This window comes from Lentibacillus jeotgali, assembly GCF_000224785.1.
GTDB classification, from domain to species: domain Bacteria; phylum Bacillota; class Bacilli; order Bacillales; family Amphibacillaceae; genus Lentibacillus; species Lentibacillus jeotgali.
The window spans coordinates 274,273-291,414 of record NZ_AGAV01000005.1 but is presented as its reverse complement, the minus strand read 5'-3'; the positions used below and the strand labels follow the sequence as shown (position 1 = coordinate 291,414).

Below are 17,142 nucleotides of genomic sequence, written 5' to 3'. Positions count from 1 at the left end.
TCTAATAGTTTAAGCAATTTGGACAGATCTAATCCACATTTTCAGCGGTTTGCCGCATGTTTGTCACGGCAGATGCTCTACGCTTTTTTGTTGTCAGTATGACTCCAAAAATGACAGCCAAAGCCCCGCCAATTTTCATCAGTGTGATGGTTTCATCAAGCCAAAAGTATGCTCCGATCATCGTAACCACTGGCAGGAGGTTTAAAAATATTGAAGTTTGCGAAGCACCCAGCTCCCCGACAGCACGATTATAAAAAATAAGCGCGATAAACGATGGGAAAATTCCGAGATAAGCAATTCCTGCCAAGTTCCCCAATGTGGCTAGTTCATTCGGCATTCCTGTGATGAACCATTCCACTATCACAATAGGAAGCAGCATGGCAACGGAAATTCCGCTCATCACGAAAAGAGCCCCAAATTGCGGAAACAAATGCATATATTTTTTCACCAAAATTGAATAAACCGCCCACGATCCGATTGCACCAATCATAATGGCATCACCAATATTCCAGTCCATGCTGGCAAGCGAAAAAACGTTGCCGCCCAGAACGACCCAGACAGCTCCCAATAGCGATATGAGCACGCCGAGTAATTGCACGTTTCGGAGTCTCTCTTTTAAAAGGATGGCACTTAGCACAACTGTCACAACGGGAATAACTGTTTCAAGTACCGACACATTCGTTGACGTTGTAAACTGTAGTGCACCATAAATAAACGTGTTGAAAAACGTAATCCCCGTCAATGTCATAATCATAAACGGCTTTTTATATTCCAAAAACTTATGGCGATATTGCCACCCGCTACGCAGCCCAAAAGGTAGCATTACAATAAACGCCACCACGAGACGGAAAAACGCAATCGTGAATGGCGGCAATTCATTAATAGCCCTTCCAGTCAGAATATTCCCCGCATAAAAAATCACCACGAAAAGCATCATGATGTAAGCATAGAACATGGAACCCCCCCTTTTTTTATAACACTCAAAACACATGAACAATTTTAAATTAAATGTATCCACTCATTTGTATCGAAAGTAGTCTCAATTATTGTAACATAACAACCCAACTTACTTTTTTGAAAATTCCCCCTTGACATTCAATAATAAAAAGTGTATTCTATATACTAAACTCATAAACTGAATTAAAACATTCTTATCCAGAGAGGTGGAGGGACTGGCCCTTAGAAGCCTCAGCATCGGTCTATGACTGGCTGTGCTAATTCCAGAAAGCATAATGCTTACAGATAAGAAGAGCGATGAGCGTGAATTTCAAACCTCTTCTTATATGAAGAGGTTTTTTACGTTCTGGTATTGATTCAGTAATCTTGAAATTTTAAAAGAAAGAGGGAATGAAAATGACTAAAACTGTAACAAAAGCACCATTTCGCGCCGACCACGTTGGAAGCCTGCTGCGTCCTGACCGGCTGCATGAGACGATAGATGAATTTAAAAATGGCACTATTTCTGCTGACCAGTTACGTGACGTGGAAAATGAAGAAATCAAACGGATTGTCGACAAGCAGATTGAAGCGGGCCTGCAGGCAGTTTCGGATGGTGAGTTTCGCCGCACATGGTTCCATCTTGATTTCATGGAGCATCTGAATGGGTTTGAAGGCTATGTCCCTGAACATGGTTATGCCTTTAAAGGCAGAGAGGCGGAAAAATATAACGTCAGGAATTCAGGTGACATTTCCTTTAATTCGGACCATCCGTTTCTCAAGGATGTTAAAGATCTGATTGATATCGTGGACGGACGATCTGCCATAAAATTTGCCATCCCAAGTCCGAATATGTTTTTTAATGATGGAATTAGAAACCCTGACATTTACCAGGACCTGGAGAAGTATGCAGAAGATATTATTCAAACATACCAAGAAGCAGTCCAGGCATTTTACGACGCGGGCCTGCGCTATCTGCAGTTTGATGATGTATACATTGCAGGGCTTGCAGCCGACAGTGTCCCGTGGAATGAAGACACAGGTGATGAACGTGATTATCTGATTGATCTGGCCGTCCGTGTCCTGAATGAGAGCCTGGCAAAGAAACCGGACGATCTAACTATTACAGTGCACCTATGCCGCGGCAACTACCGCTCGACCTGGGCATTTGAGGGCAGTTACGATCGTATTGCCCCAAAACTGTTTGCCAAAGGGAATGTGGATGGATTTTTCCTAGAGTATGATGATGAGCGTTCAGGCGGATTCAATCCACTCAATTACATACCGGAAGATGGACCGCGCGTTGTACTCGGTGTGGTAACATCTAAATCGGGTAAATTGGAAAACAAAAATGACGTGGTGGCCCGCATCAACAAGGCATCAGAATATGTTCCGCTTAATCAGCTGTGCCTGAGCCCGCAATGCGGATTCGCTTCCACTCATCACGGTAACGAGCTCACTGAAGAACAGCAATGGAGTAAACTGAAATTCGTAGTAGATACGGCAAAAGAAGTCTGGGGATAATGACAAAACAGCTTGCAGATGATTGTTCTGCAAGCTTTTTTTGTTTGCTTTATCGTTTTTTTCCTTTATTTCGTCTATTGTGCTCATTCAATTTAATGACAACACCTTGAACCACCCGCGTATTATCATCAACTTTGCCTTCATTTTCTTCCTCATGCAATCCCCACATTTTAAGTAGATAAAACAGAGCGACCGAGTAGCTGGACAACTGCACGAATTTCAGAACGCCTCCTGCCAGCTGCTGGTCATAAACAGCCGTCAGCACAGGAATCAGCTCGCCTGAAGCAGCTGTGTAGGAAGTATACATCGGATCCTGTATGACCAGCATAAAAATACCAATCGGCATCAAAAACAATGCAGTAAAAAATACATAGGCAACGCGCAAGAAATAGCTGTGATCGGCTATTTCCCTGGACGGCTGAATGATTATCCACCATGTGAGAAGGGCGAACATCACCAGTAGCACTTCATAAAGAAACTGCAACAGCGCATTTCCGGTAATGACATTAAAAACTGATGGGATAAGGAAAACCGTGACCAGGCCATTAAAGATGACTGCCAGCGGCCATGGATGCGCAAACAGAAATCTGGCAACTATTGACCGTCTGTGACGCCAAAAAAAGACTTTCAAATACTCCCTCGGCAGACTCAAGATAAATAACGGAGCCACAACAAAAGCCATCACAGACAACTGGAATATCAACGCACTGACTAAATAATCATCGGCAGCCAGAGAAAATGGTGATCCTTCCACTAAATAGAATAAAATAACCGCTGTGACAAAATACGTCTTATGCCTGTTTGTCACATTATAATGAGGTGATTTAATAACTGTTCTTCCATACCAATAACCAAGTAGCAACGCAGCAATTAGCGTTAAGGGGCTAACCAGTTCATACCACGCATAATCAGCAAGTAAAGACCCCATTCTAAATCACCACCATTCTGTCGCCGGCAGGCTTTTATTCCTTTTAGTTTATCAAACTATGCTGAGAATTGATACAGATCCATTTTTTAATCAGACAGCGGGCTAAGCTTATGCAGGAATTTACGGTATTCGCTTCGATCGAGTATCTGCGGAAACCTTGTACCAAGGTTTCCGCTTTAAGTCAATCTATAATTTTTCCTGGATTCAAAAGACCTTCAGGATCGAGTGCCTGCTTGATTCTGCGCATGACACGAAGCGCCTCACCATGTTCGCGCCCTTGATATTTTTGCTTACCGGTACCGACACCATGTTCACCGGTGCAGGTACCTCCCCGCTCAAGTGCATAACTGACAATCCGCTCGTTCACTTGGTTCGCACGCTCAATATCATCCGGATTATCCGGGTCAAGCATCAGAAGAATATGATAGTTCCCATCACCGACGTGGCCGACAATTCCACCGGAAAGTCCTGATTCGCCAATAGCTCCCCGTGCATCTTTAACCGCACCGGCCAGCTCGGAAATCGGCACACAGACATCGGTGACCATCTGTTTTCTGCCCGGATGATTGTGAATAAATGCATAGGCCGCGTTATGCCGGGCTTCCCAAAGTTTGTTGCGTCCAGCGGTTTCCGTTTCGAATTCAATCTGCCGGCAGCGCATATCACTGACGATTTCTTCCATGAATGCGATATCATGCTTCAGGCCTGGTTCATTGCCATGCAATTCCAGGAATAATGTCGGTACTTCACTATAATCTGTTTCACTGTACCGGTTCATTTGCTTAATCGATTCTTCATCCACCAATTCCACGCGAGCGATTGGGATCCCGGCCTGCATGATGGCAATGACGGCATCGACCGCATCATCCACACTGGAAAATTCCGCCCTGGCGGCCATAATGTGCTCAGGGATTCCAATGACTTTCAAGGTCAGTTCAGTAAAGCATCCCAGTGTCCCTTCCGAACCAATGAAAAGTCCGTTCAAGTTATAACCGGACGACGATTTCGCTGCCATGCTGCCGGTATGTATGATCGTGCCATCTGCCAACACAACTTCCATATCACGTACATTATCCCGCATAATGCCGTATTTAACCGATGTTGTCCCGCTTGCGTTAGTAGCTGCCATGCCTCCGAGTGTTGCATCTGCGCCGGGATCGACTGTGAAAAACAGGCCGTACTTTTTCAATTCTTTTTCCAGCTGTGAACGGGTGACACCCGGCTGTACCTTAACAAGGAAATCATCCTGGCGTACCTCCAGTACCTTGTTCATATTGCCAAAATCAATCACGACACCACCATGCTCCGGAATGACATTGGCCTCCAAGCTGGACCCGTACCCATATGGCACAACCGGTGCATCGTACTGACTTGCCAGTTTAACTGTCTCACTCACTTCATCGACATTTTCAGGAAATACAACAATATCCGGCAAATGCGGTGTGTGATATGATTCATCCGAGCTGTGCTGCTCCAGCATCGTCTCATTGGTGGTCACACGTTCTTTTGCCAGAGCTTGCTGCAATTCTTCCACCAGTTTTGTGTTCGCTTGTGTCCCCTTCATGAATACATTCCCCCAATTGTTTTTAGCTTATCCTTCATCGGGCCTGTGAGATTTGAATCAAGTTGCCGCACGTATCATCAAAAATCGCAAACGTGATCGGTCCTGTTTCAGTCGGTTCCATCGAAAATTCCACACCTTGCCTTTTCAGGCGGTCATATTCCGCGTGAATATCATCGACGACAAATGATGTGCTTGGAATCCCTTCTTCATATATTGTTTTTTGATAAGTCTTTGCAGCATCATTTTCATTTGGCTCCAGAAGCAATTCAACCCCATCAGGCTCTTCCGGTGATACGACAGTCAGCCACTTAAAATCCCCTGCCGGCATGTCCATCTTTTTCTGGAATCCGAGAACTTCCGTATAAAATTGCAGCGCTTTCTCCTGATCTTCTACAAATACACTTGTGATTTTAATTCGCATGTCGATCCTCCATTCATTTATATCCATTATAGCAGGAATATTGGAATATTTTAATACAAGGATGTTGGCCAAATATCAGAATTAGTCTCCATATCCATTCTTAGAACGGTTATGGAGACTTATTGAATGCAATCTATTTTATTCAAACACTGAATCGCTACAAATTCATCGCGGCGAAAAGGACGCACGTTTACCTTCTGATTGTTTTTTAATGTCAGTTCCATGTTCGCTTTCCTCTCCTACGGGGGTTTACTTTGTTTGAAATGTGACCTTTATCATTTCTCTACTGCGCGGCAAATTAATGCAGAGCTATAGATCTCCCCATTCCTAATTCGATATTTCCAGAAAAAATCCTATATTCGTTGCGATAAAGAAACTATTAGCCTATAATAATTGATTAATCAATCGGTCGGATAACAATTCAAAAAAGCAAGCTAGGCGCTCCGCCTATTTGGTACTTAGGAGGTACTTTCAATGCGTCAGTTCCGTCTGCTCCATCGTTCCATTAAAATACGTCTGTATCTGCAATTTGCCACCACCATAGCAATCACGACCATCATGCCGTTCATAGCTATCTATTTCACCCAGCTTGTCGGAGCAAAAATCACAGGAATTCTTGTAATGCTGGTTATTTCTTCTGGAATAGTTGGGGGATTCCTCGGTGGTTATGTGTCGGATCAGATTGGCCGAAAAAAATTGTTAGTTTCATCCGAAATTGCGATGGGGGTCTCGTTTCTAGCGATTGCATTTATTAACTCACCGTGGGCTGTCATACCATACATCAGTTTCGTACTGTTTATGATCAACATGTTTTTCAGCGGACTGTACATTCCTGTATCAACGGCGATGATTTTTGACCTTGTCCGTAAAAAAGAGCGAAATTTTGTGTTCACTGTCCAGTACTGGGTTACCAACCTGGCTATGGCGATCGGCAGCATAACCGGAGCCTTCCTGTTTGAAGACTATCATTTTTATTTGTTTCTGACGGTTGCGGCAGTTACGATAGTTTCCGGTCTTGTGACGCTACTTTTCATCGATGAAACGTTTGTAAAAGCCGAAATAGGTGGAACCGCTATGGAGCGCACTTCGATCCTGAGCAATTACCAATCCGTTTTCAAGGATCGCACCTTTATGATATTCATGATCGCCTCAATGCTTGTCCTATCACTTGAAAGTCATTTGACGAACTATATTGCGGTTAACCTGGAAAAAAACATGACAGAAACAACCTGGTTCGGCTCGTTTTCCATTAATGGGATCAATATGACTGGCATCCTGCAGGCTGAGAACACGCTGATTGTCGTATTTGCGGTGAGTCTGGTGACCTGGCTGATCAGACGCACTTCCGATTATAGCAGGTTAATTTATGGCATGACTATTTATGTCGTCAGTTACGCTTTACTGAGTTTTACGGTCAGACCATCACTTCTGATTAGCTTTATGGTACTGATTTCACTCGGGGAACTTATTCTTGTTCCAGTGCGGCAAAGCTTGCTTGCAGAGCTCACCCCTGATTCCCAGCGCAGTTCCTATCTGGCAATCGACAGTTTTATGGAACAGAGTATGATGATTATCGGCGGTGCCGCTATCACGATTGGAGGGGTTGTTCCGGGGTATATTATGAGTCTGGGGTTTTTAGTGTTGGGGATGGCCGGAGTATTCCTCATGGCCACCATTATGAAACAACCGCAAAAGGAGGAGCGGATTTCAGGCTAGAATGTCAGTCTGATTAAAGTCGGCTTAAGATGTCACAGATTTGGCTCGAATAGACATATTTCGGCCCAAACTGTCACAAAATCAGCTCAAGTTCACAATTTCCCCGCTCAAGTTGTCACAAATTTACCATAAAATCCCAGTTACCCATTCAAGTCATACCCTTTTCTGATACCAAGCCAGCGCCTTCCGTTCAGTTTCCAGTACAAACCGATTCTTGCCATCTATATAAGCATCTATATCATCCGGAAAACATGCAGCCAATTCCAATTTCAAACGGCTATAGCTGACAGCTTTATCCGGATGTTCCCGCAAATAGTCCCGGAATGCCAAGTGGCGCTCTATGTGGTGATTTCCCGCTTCAAATATGTGTATGTGATGGGTCCGTTCATTTCCGCCTTTTTGAAAAAAGCGCCTTCCGGTTATCCCAAATTCCCCTTTCGCTTCATAGCCAATTGTCTCCATCCCCAGGTCGAATTGATCAATCCGGTTGATGTCCCTTACGACCGGCATCATGTCGATCACCGGTTTGGCATAAAGGCCCTCCACGGATGTACTGCCGATATGATGAATATCAATTATTTCGTCACTAAATATCCGCTGCAATTTCCCCGCTTCAATATCAAATAAAATCGGCCAAAATGCATCATAATGAACCACGTCTACTTTGCGCATTGTACCACCTACCAATACGGTCCCTCTTCATTGGATAATTTCATAAAAGCCGGCATGAGACTGATTGTAATAGCACTTACAATCAAAGCCAAAGTAAAGGCAATCCAGATCGTTATTCCACTGATATAGGGGATTATGAATGCGATCGGTATCGGAGTCATCCTCTACGAAATCCTTGTACCATTCGCAACCGGTTCATCCGGTCTCAGCAGTACAACATCATTCTCCTCCTGGACACCGCCAATGACTAGGACTTCTGATTTATAACCGGCAATCCGCATCGACGGGAAGTTCACGACACCGACAACCTGGCGTCCTTCCAGCTCTTCCGGCTCATATCTCCGAGTAATTTGTGCCGAGGATTGTTTCGTTCCAATCGCCTCACCAAAATCTATCTCCAGTTTAATAGCCGGCTTTTTGGCTTCCGGAAATGGTTCTGCCCTAATAACCGTACCAACACGCATATCAATTTCCATAAAGTCATCAATTGTAGCCAACGCAAATCCCTCCAAATAATTTTTCCTTTCCCAAGTTAATAGTTTCGCGAAAATGCTTATGTATTCCTGCTTTTTCCACTATAACTGTTTGAAATTTCTATACCAGACTTTTAATATGACAAATAACGGTTATCATTATATAATAAGTATAGGAGTAAATTCCTTAAGGGGAGTAGCTTTTACAGCAAAGTCGTCATTTCGGAGTGTATCTTATATTCCCGGCTTTGCTGGCAACGGACAGTTGTTAGCAAGACCTTGCCATTCAAATGGTCAGGTCTTTTTTCATATCATTCAGTCTATATAATTGGTATTATCCGCAGCCGATTACGACATACACTTGATTAAATTAATTTTGAGGAGCGTATGACTTATATGAATCAATTTATGTCCAAAGGGATGCCTACATTCATCGAGAAGGAACTGGAGATTATTGATGAGCTGGTCAAACCAAAACTTAAGAAAAGTTCCAAGTATATGCTTGTTGCCATTCCATTATTAAGTATTTCGATTATCAATCTATTTTTCATGCTGGTTATCCAAGGACACGGTCAGGATATGATGCTGGCCCTCGGTCTTTACGCGCTGCTTGGCGCGATTGGAGCTGCGCTGTACAAAGAGTCCAAGCACGTGAATAAAGAAATACAGCAAATCGGAATAAATCATATCATCAAACGGATTAAGGACAGCGAGCATGTGAATGATTATACAAAAGATCAATACATCAATAACGTTAAAGCCAAGCCAAAATTCAGCATGCAGACCTTTTTTAACTTCCTATCAGAAGAACACCGGCGGAAAAAAATGATGGAAAACTGATGATTAGCAGAGAACCTTCAATTAAGCGGAGGTTCTCTGTTTTGATTATCACTCAGCCTCTATACCTTCCTCTTTAGCTTCTGGCTGCTCCAATTCAATTTGGAGCAGCCATTTTACTGTCATATCAGCTTTCTGTGGCATCTAGCTAATAATTATATTTGTATTTCTTCAGAAAAGACGTATAATAATAAAGTGAAACTTCATTCAGTGGGTGTCTTTTTTCCCACTGAATATTAGTTGAACAGAATCGAGCATTTATGTCTAAATACGATTTAATATCTCACAGCATTGTTATGACGTCAAAATTACATCAGGGGGTTACATGAAAAACGTATCTAGAGTTTTTTATATCACAGTTGCTTTAGTTATTATCACTGTTATATTCGGTGCTATATTCCCGACCCAATTCGAAGCAATAACCGGAAGTATCAAATCCTACGTTGCCACAACATTCGGATGGTATTATATGCTCCTCATGTCCGCACTGGTTATCGTGGCGATTTTTATTGCCGTCAGCCCAATGGGAAAAATCCGTCTCGGCAAGGATAATGACAGGCCGGACTTCTCCACGGCAACATGGGTTGCCATGCTGTTCTCAGCGGGAATGGGAATCGGGCTTGTCTTTTATGGTGCGGCTGAACCACTTTTCCATTATATGTCTGACGCACCGACAGCAGAAGAAGGTTCCGGTCAGGCATTTAAAGAAGGTCTGTCCTATGCCTATTTTCACTGGGGGCTTCACGTTTGGGCCATGTATGGTGTAACCGCACTGGCGTTGGCATTTTTCCAATTCCGGAAAGATGAACCGGGATTGATTTCCTCAACACTGAAGCCATTGTTTGGCAAAAAGATGGACGGTCCGCTTGGCACATTAATTGACGTGCTGGCTGTCTTTGCAACGGTCTTTGGGGTAGCCACCTCACTTGGCTTTGGTGCTGTGCAAATTAACGGCGGACTGTCGCATCTGTTCAACTTTGAAGTTGGCTTCACATCACAATTCATCATTATAACCGTTGTGACGCTGCTGTTTTTGATTTCAGCATGGTCCGGGTTGAGTAAAGGTATTAAATATTTATCCAATACTAACATGGTGCTCTCGATTATCCTGCTGATCGCTGTATTAGTCGTCGGTCCGACATTGCTCATACTTAACATGTTTACCGAGACGTTTGGCATGTATATGCAAAACATCATCCAAACAAGCTTCCGCACCTCGCCGCTGGAAAGCGATAACCGCGGCTGGCTTGATGCGTGGACCATTTTCTACTGGGCATGGTGGATTTCATGGGCACCATTTGTCGGTATGTTTATTGCCCGTGTATCACGCGGACGTACTATCCGTCAATTTATGACCGGTGTCCTGATTTTGCCGACCCTGCTTGTCTCCATCTGGTACGCGACATTCGGTACAACGGCAGGCAACGTACAAAACAGCGGTGTTGAACTGACACAATACACAACCGAATTGGTTCTGTTCAATATGTTTGACCAGCTGCCATTATCACTTGTCCTGTCGGTTATAGCGATATTGCTGATTGGATCATTCTTTATTACATCGGCCGACTCAGCCACATTCGTTCTCGGCATGCAATCGACACATGGTTCATTGGAGCCGGCAAACAAGATCAAGATCGCATGGGGGATTGCCCAGTCGTCGGTTGCACTGATCCTGCTTTATGTAGGCGGACTCCAAGCAATCCAGAATACCATCATCGTTGCAGCACTCCCGTTCTCTTTTGTGATGATACTCATGATCATTGCCCTATTTAAAGCACTGAACAAAGAGGTTCAGGCAATCAAAGGACGCGGCTAAAAAATAATCTAAAAAAGCCATCCTGCACGCTGAATGCTAAGCGGCAGGCTGGCTTTTTGTTCTGTGTCATTTAAGCATATCAAACGGCTTGATCATCCCCAGCACAGCTCTTATATAAGGAACATCCAATTGTACACTCTCAGCCAGCCTTACTGCCCCTCCCTGCAAATGATCGACTTCAAGACGCAAGCCCTTTCGCCGGTCTTTGTGCATGGATGACGTGGCTTCAGAATCCAGCGATTGTACATTCTTCATGGCTGCCTCGACATCGGCATCTATTATGACAGCACCATATTTTTTCGCCAGTTCCTGAATTTCTCGAAGTATCATTTCGGCAATATGCAGTGTTTCAGGTTGCTCCCGGACTGCTCCGATTGGCAGATTAGCAGCCGTGGTCACACCCGACAATGCCGTGATGAACATATACTTTTTCCAGAGTTCCTGCATTATGTCCCTGCTGTTTTTTGAAATGAATCCAGCGTTCTCTGAGATCTCCGCCAGCTGTTTGCAGATATTTTCCTGAGAAGGTTCGAGCGGCCCAAAATACAAATGATGCATATCCCCCGCCTGCTTGACATGCCCTTTATCATTTAACGCAGCAAAAATATAGGACAAACCGCCGATCACATAGTCCCTGCCGATTGTTTCCTGCAGAATTTTTATGTGTTCGATGCCATTGAGTACCGGCAGTACATAAGCTCCTTTTGCCGCCAAAGCAATTAAATTATCCAGTGCTCCTTCAAGATGAAATCCTTTAACACTGAACAGCACGAGGTCTGCTGATTTAACCTCGCTTGGAGCTGTTATTACGTGAGGATCCCTTATCTCATAATCTCCATGTGTACTTTTAATTATCAAACCATTTTCTTTAATTTGTGCCGCTCTTTGTTCTCTGACCAAAAATGTCACATCGGCGCCTGCCTGAATCCAGCGCCCGCCGAAGTAGACACCCAATGCTCCTGCTCCCAATACAACGATACGCATCAGAACTCTCTCCTCCCCAGAATTTATAGTTAATATTAAGAATAATCATTGGAAATCATTTTGTCTACCATTCTAATCAAAATAGTGCCTGATAATAATCTTTCTGATAATCCCGAATTATTGACAATAATCGCATTTTTGCTATGATAGATGAATCAAACTAACGACACGTTCAGGAAGAAAGGAGATATAGCATGTTGCCGGATCAACAGTTTTTACGGATTCCAGGGCCGACACCAATCCCGCCAAGTGTCCAGCACGCGATGAACCAGCCGATGATCGGTCACCGTGATCAGGAAACGAAGGATCTATTACATAGTATTAAACCGAAATTAAAGCCAGTGTTTGGAACCAACCAGGATGTTCTGATGATTGCCGGGAGCGGCACCGCTGGCTTGGAGACTGCAGTCGTCAATGCCGTTCAACCTGGTGATGAAGTTCTGGTCATTGTGACAGGCGCGTTTGGTGACCGTTTTGCCCAAATTTGCACTGAGCACCAAATCCTCACTCATCGTTGTGACGTGGAATGGGGAGAAGCTGCCGCTCCGGAGAAAATCGAAAAATATTTAAAAAAACACCCGTATATTAAAGCAGTTTTTGCGACCCTCTGTGAAACATCCACCGGGGTTTTGAATCCGATTAAGGAACTAGCCCAGATTATTCGGAAGCATTCAGATGCGCTTTTTATCGTGGATGGTGTTTCCGGTGTTGGTGGTGCAAACGTTAGAATGGATGACTGGGAGATTGATATTCTCATAACCGGTTCCCAAAAAGCTATGATGCTTCCTCCAGGTCTGACGTTTGCTGCCGTAAGCGGTCGGGCCTGGAAAGTGATTGAAAATAACAGCCGTCCTTCCTTTTATTTTGATTTAGCGAAGTACCGCGATCAGCTGGAGAATGACTCGACACCTTTCACACCGGCTTTATCATTATTATTTGGACTCAGCCAAGCGCTTGAGCTTATAGAGCAAGAAGGACTTGAGGCGGTTTTTTTACGGCACCGGCAAATGAGGGATATGACGCGGGCGGCTTTTAAAACGCTCGATATACCGCTTCTGACGAGTGATCAGGCCGCATCCCCAACAGTGACAGCCATAAAGCCGGACGATTTTGATCCGGATGCGCTTCGGAAAGTGCTGAAAACTGAATTCGATCTAACCGTAGCTGGCGGCCAGAAGCATTTGAAAGGCAGCATATTCCGCATCGGTCACATGGGTTACTGTTCACCGGCAGATATTCTCCAGACCATCAGTATGGTTGAAGTGGGTTTAAATAAAATCGGAAAACCTGCCGAGCTTGGAAGAGGCGTCAGGGCAGCTCAGGAAATTATGCTTTCAGGAGGTTCTTAAATGTTTCATATATTAATAGCAGACCCAATCAGTGACGAAGGACTTGACGTTCTGCATAAAGGTAAAGATGTTTCCATCACAAAGGAAACGGATCTGAAGCCTGAAGAACTGGAAAAACGAATACCGGAATTCGATGCCCTGCTGGTGCGGAGCCAAACCAAAGTGACCCGCAGCATCATTGAAAGGGCGGACAAACTGAAAATCATTGGACGTGCCGGCGTCGGTGTTGACAATATTGATCTTGACGCTGCAACTGAAAACGGGGTCATCGTCGTCAATGCACCAAACGGCAACACCAATTCAGCGGCTGAACATACCATGGCCATGATTATGACGCTTTCCCGCAAGATCCCGCAGGCCCATTCAGCCTTAAAGAATCATAAGTGGGAACGCTCAAAGTATGTCGGTGTTGAAGTGAAGAATAAAACACTCGGCATTGTCGGTCTCGGACGAATCGGAACAGAAGTAGCTTATCGTGCCAAAGGTCAGCGGATGAACATCATAGCCTATGACCCGTTTTTAACCGAGGAAAAAGCAGACAAAATGGGGATTCAGTACGGCGAATTGGAAGACGTTTTGCGAGAAGCAGATTATATTACCGTCCATACGCCGCTCATGCAGGAGACCCGACACATGATCGGAGCCGAAGCTTTCCGGCAAATGAAGGATGGCGTTCATATTGTCAACTGTGCACGCGGCGGTATCATCGAGGAAGATGCACTGTATGATGCAATTGTTTCCGGAAAAGTGGACGGTGCTGCCATCGACGTGCTTGAGGAGGAGCCATTTCATGATCATAAACTGCTGGAATTACCTCAAGTGGTTGCTACACCGCATCTGGGCGCCAGCACCGTAGAGGCTCAGGAAAATGTCGCTATCGATGTATGCCGCGACGTTCTTAGCCATTTAAGCGGCGAGATGGTCAAAAACCCGGTTAACCTGCCGTCACTACCGGGTGACATCCTCAGTCAGATCGAGCCATATTTCAATCTGGCTGAAAAGCTCGGCATGTTCTTGATCCGGCTAACAGAGGACGTACCGGAAGAAGTGAACATTTACTACTCCGGCGACCTGTCAGAAGTTGAAATAGCTCCAATCACCCGGAACGCTGTGAAGGGAATGCTTGAGCGCCACCTCGGCAGTCACGTGAATGATGTGAACGCGCTGTTCCTTGCCGAAAAAAAAGACATTACCATTCATGAGAACCGGACATCAACTACAAAAGGATTCACTAACCTGATGACTGTTGAAGTTAAAACGAAGTCAGGCGTACGCAGTGTTTCCGGGACACTTCTGAACGGACTCGGGGCCCGTATCGTCAGGGTTGATAATTACAGTGTTGACGTGATGCCTGAAGGACACCTCGTTGTCATCCATCACAATGACCAGCCAGGTGTTATCGGAAAAATGGGGAGCCTTCTTTCCGATCAGCATATCAACATCGCCACGATGCAGGTCGACCGCTCTGATGTCGGCGGCAACGCCATCATGATTCTGACCATTGATAAGTATCCGGAGCAGCAGGATCTCGAAGCATTGAAAAAACTTGAGGAAATTAACGACGTCACCGCAGTTGATTTGTAGAATGCCGTTGGGCTTGATATAACTAGAAATTTGAAAAAAGCGCTTGAAGTGTCTCAAGCGCTTTTTTGTGTCACGGCTTATCTGTCAGCACCGCCTCACACGCCTGACCTTCCGCTTCACAATGTCTGATAACGCGTATCTTTTCCCCCCATTTCTGACCTCAATCCAGCTTCGCCAACACTTCCAACAGCTCTTCTAACCTTGTGATTTCAAATGTTGGATTGTTATCACCAATCTCATATTTTTGGTGGTTGATCCAGACAGATTGCACACCAGCCCGTGATGCGCCCAATATATCTGAATTCGGATTATCGCCCACCATTAGCACTTCATCTTTTTCTGCGGATAACAGACTCAATGCATGGTCGAAAATGGATGGATCCGGTTTTCCCTTTCCAAATGCTCCCGAAATGACAATATGATCAAAATAGGGCTTTATTTCCGGTGTGATATTCAATTTTGTCTGCTGAAGATCCGGGGAACCGTTGGTAAGCATTAGAAGCTGGTAATCCCCTCTCAGCTTATTCAACACATCAAATGTTTCCTCAAACACATACTGATTTTTCCGTCGTTCTTCCTGGAATGCCTCAGCAAGCTCTAAGCCCAGCTGCGGATCATCAACTCCCGCTTCTTTTAGTGCTTTCGCCCAGGATTCCTTCCGATATATCGGAGCAATTTCATTTAACTGACGGAAGGATTCCCCTTCATCATCAAATTCACCCCATAATCCTTCAAACGGGCTGATGCCGATCATCTCAGTGAATTCATATGTATCATAGGAGGCGAATAAGCTTTGCGCATGTTCACGAATCTTAGTTTCCAATAAATTCGGGTCAGCGTCACTTTTTTGTGCAGCAAGCCTGCACGCTGCCTTGAACGCCTCATCAATACTTTTCTCATCCCAAATCAATGTATCATCGAGATCGAACATGATAGTTTTGAGCATATGTGCACCACCTTTTTTCAAATGATAGATTTATATTATCATGTTCCAGTGAAAGTTGATAGGCTATTTAATTTAAAAGCTTTGAGGAAGCGTCATAATCTTCGTGAATTAAAAAATGACATGAACGTTAAATTCATGCCATTTTTTAGTAAGGTGGGAGCCCCCCTATGTTAACGGTTATACTGTTTGTTTTTCCGTTTATTCAAAAACTTCCGCACCATCGGATAAATGATCGGCCCGTATTTGATTAATCGCCTTATCAGTTTCTTCATATAATCTCCTCCGCTTTCTTTTGGTTACTTGTATTATTCCTTTTCAGAGGAGAATTAAAACAGATTCATTCAATTAGACGAATGCGCTACAGCTGACCAGGGAATCGCTATAGATTGGTTACTTCTCAATCCTCATACTTAATCAGGGCGGCATAACTTCCAAACCCGGCTGATAATTGGATATCGATAATGTTTCATATTCATTTCTCATTTCAATAGATACTAAACTATTTCGACTTCATTCGCTAAAAATCCTCCCTGCAAAGCATTCTTATTTATGTACTGCATAAAGTGACAAAAACTGGATATATTAGTAATTATAATAATAGCTAAAACATGGAAGGGTGGGATAAAAATGGCTGATGAAGAAAAACAAGATGATAAAATGTCACGCCGCAGATTCATAAGAAATTCGGGCTATGTAGCTGGGGGTGCTATTGGCGGTGGTATTCTTGGCACCTTTATTGGTACCAACTTCCTCGATGACACAGAAAACAGGTCCCAAGAGAATAATTCAACTAATTATAACCGTGCACTGAAATTTTTTACCAGACGATCCGATTTCCAAATATTAAGTGCTGCAAGTGAGAGGATTTATCCTAAGGACGAACTGGGACCTGGAGCAATAGAGTTGGGTGCTCCCTACTTTATCGATCATGAGCTGGCGGGATCCTATGGAAATAACGAAAGAGAATATATAAAAGGTCCATTTTTCGAAGGGACTGAGTATCAAGGATTTCAGACACCGCTGAAACGCAATGCAATTTTCATGGCTGGAATCAGAGAACTGGAGAATCAAAGTAAATCCAAGCATGATAAGTTCTTCGTTGATTTAGAGGGCGAACAGCAGGATGAAATCTTGAAAAAGTTTGAGAATGATGAGGTGAAACTGAAACATGTCAGCTCAGCATACTTTTTCGATTTGCTGCGCTCAGCGACACTTTCCGGAACATATGCAGACCCACTATATGGCGGCAATGCTGACATGCAGGGCTGGAAGATGAAGGACTTCCCTGGCAGTCAAATGAGTTATATTAATCGAATCGGCAGCGAGGAATTTATTGAAGTCGAACCAAAATCACTGGGGGATCATCAATCATAAAAAAGCACAGTCGAGGAG

The 17,142-nt window shown here is 44.1% G+C and carries 15 protein-coding genes and 1 riboswitch; of the genes, 7 read left to right on the top strand and 8 right to left on the bottom strand.

Annotation, left to right across the window (positions count from 1 at the left end):
• Nucleotides 1-28 precede the first annotated feature (28 nt).
• Nucleotides 29-955 (bottom strand): DMT family transporter, encoded by a 927-nt coding sequence (locus ON01_RS04210; protein ID WP_010529750.1) that lies wholly within the window; start codon nt 953-955, stop codon nt 29-31.
• A gap of 193 nt (nt 956-1,148) precedes the next feature.
• Nucleotides 1,149-1,249, top strand: a riboswitch (SAM riboswitch).
• Between the two features lie 104 nt (nt 1,250-1,353).
• On the opposite strand from ON01_RS04210, the gene ON01_RS04205 reads away from it, so the two are divergent.
• Nucleotides 1,354-2,460, top strand: coding sequence for a 5-methyltetrahydropteroyltriglutamate--homocysteine S-methyltransferase (locus ON01_RS04205; protein WP_010529749.1), 1,107 nt, complete (start codon nt 1,354-1,356; stop codon nt 2,458-2,460).
• 49 nt (nt 2,461-2,509) lie between these two features.
• Here the strand turns inward: ON01_RS04205 and ON01_RS04200 are convergent, their stop codons facing one another.
• The 3 genes from ON01_RS04200 to ON01_RS04190 form a co-directional block, all read right to left on the bottom strand.
• A complete protein-coding gene (locus tag ON01_RS04200; protein ID WP_010529748.1) occupies nt 2,510-3,388 on the bottom strand; it encodes a cytochrome c oxidase assembly protein in 879 nt (292 codons plus the stop codon).
• Between the two features lie 181 nt (nt 3,389-3,569).
• A complete protein-coding gene (locus ON01_RS04195) occupies nt 3,570-4,952 on the bottom strand; it encodes an FAD-binding oxidoreductase (RefSeq protein WP_010529747.1) in 1,383 nt (460 codons plus the stop codon).
• 34 nt (nt 4,953-4,986) lie between these two features.
• Nucleotides 4,987-5,373 carry a VOC family protein gene (locus ON01_RS04190; protein WP_010529746.1) on the bottom strand — a complete coding sequence of 129 codons (387 nt, stop codon included), beginning with the start codon at nt 5,371-5,373 and terminating at the stop codon, nt 4,987-4,989.
• 474 nt (nt 5,374-5,847) lie between these two features.
• Between ON01_RS04190 and ON01_RS04185 the strand changes: the two genes are divergently transcribed.
• On the top strand, nt 5,848-7,089 hold the full coding sequence (locus ON01_RS04185) for an MFS transporter (RefSeq protein ID WP_010529745.1): 1,242 nt from the start codon (nt 5,848-5,850) through the stop codon (nt 7,087-7,089).
• Nucleotides 7,090-7,242: 153 nt separating this feature from the next.
• Here ON01_RS04185 and ON01_RS04180 read toward each other — a convergent pair whose 3' ends face one another.
• A complete protein-coding gene (locus ON01_RS04180; protein ID WP_029328977.1) occupies nt 7,243-7,761 on the bottom strand; it encodes a GrpB family protein in 519 nt (172 codons plus the stop codon).
• 164 nt (nt 7,762-7,925) lie between these two features.
• Nucleotides 7,926-8,258: a chaperone CsaA gene (csaA, locus tag ON01_RS04175; RefSeq protein WP_010529743.1), complete on the bottom strand. Its 333-nt coding sequence runs from the start codon at nt 8,256-8,258 to the stop codon at nt 7,926-7,928.
• 372 nt (nt 8,259-8,630) lie between these two features.
• On the opposite strand from csaA, the gene ON01_RS04170 reads away from it, so the two are divergent.
• Both ON01_RS04170 and ON01_RS04165 read left to right on the top strand, forming a co-directional pair.
• On the top strand, nt 8,631-9,074 hold the full coding sequence (locus tag ON01_RS04170; RefSeq protein ID WP_010529742.1) for a DUF5392 family protein: 444 nt from the start codon (nt 8,631-8,633) through the stop codon (nt 9,072-9,074).
• A gap of 322 nt (nt 9,075-9,396) precedes the next feature.
• Nucleotides 9,397-10,887 (top strand): glycine betaine uptake BCCT transporter, encoded by a 1,491-nt coding sequence (locus tag ON01_RS04165; RefSeq protein ID WP_010529741.1) that lies wholly within the window; start codon nt 9,397-9,399, stop codon nt 10,885-10,887.
• Between the two features lie 66 nt (nt 10,888-10,953).
• Here the strand turns inward: ON01_RS04165 and ON01_RS04160 are convergent, their stop codons facing one another.
• Nucleotides 10,954-11,871, bottom strand: a complete 918-nt coding sequence (locus tag ON01_RS04160) for a ketopantoate reductase family protein (protein ID WP_010529740.1) — start codon at nt 11,869-11,871, stop codon at nt 10,954-10,956.
• A gap of 194 nt (nt 11,872-12,065) precedes the next feature.
• Here ON01_RS04160 and ON01_RS04155 point away from each other — a divergent pair, with 194 nt between their 5' ends.
• Together ON01_RS04155 and serA are read left to right on the top strand one after the other, a co-directional pair.
• Entirely contained in the window at nt 12,066-13,220 is a 1,155-nt protein-coding gene (locus ON01_RS04155) for a pyridoxal-phosphate-dependent aminotransferase family protein (RefSeq protein WP_010529739.1), read from the top strand.
• Nucleotides 13,221-14,804 (top strand): phosphoglycerate dehydrogenase, encoded by a 1,584-nt coding sequence (gene serA / locus ON01_RS04150; protein WP_010529738.1) that lies wholly within the window; start codon nt 13,221-13,223, stop codon nt 14,802-14,804. It abuts the gene before it with no gap.
• Nucleotides 14,805-14,964: 160 nt separating this feature from the next.
• Here the strand turns inward: serA and ON01_RS04145 are convergent, their stop codons facing one another.
• Complete coding sequence (locus tag ON01_RS04145; protein WP_010529737.1) at nt 14,965-15,750, bottom strand: HAD family hydrolase; 786 nt, start codon at nt 15,748-15,750, stop codon at nt 14,965-14,967.
• Nucleotides 15,751-16,377: 627 nt separating this feature from the next.
• On the opposite strand from ON01_RS04145, the gene ON01_RS04140 reads away from it, so the two are divergent.
• Complete coding sequence (locus tag ON01_RS04140; protein ID WP_010529736.1) at nt 16,378-17,124, top strand: gluconate 2-dehydrogenase subunit 3 family protein; 747 nt, start codon at nt 16,378-16,380, stop codon at nt 17,122-17,124.
• The last annotated feature ends 18 nt before the right edge of the window (nt 17,125-17,142 follow it).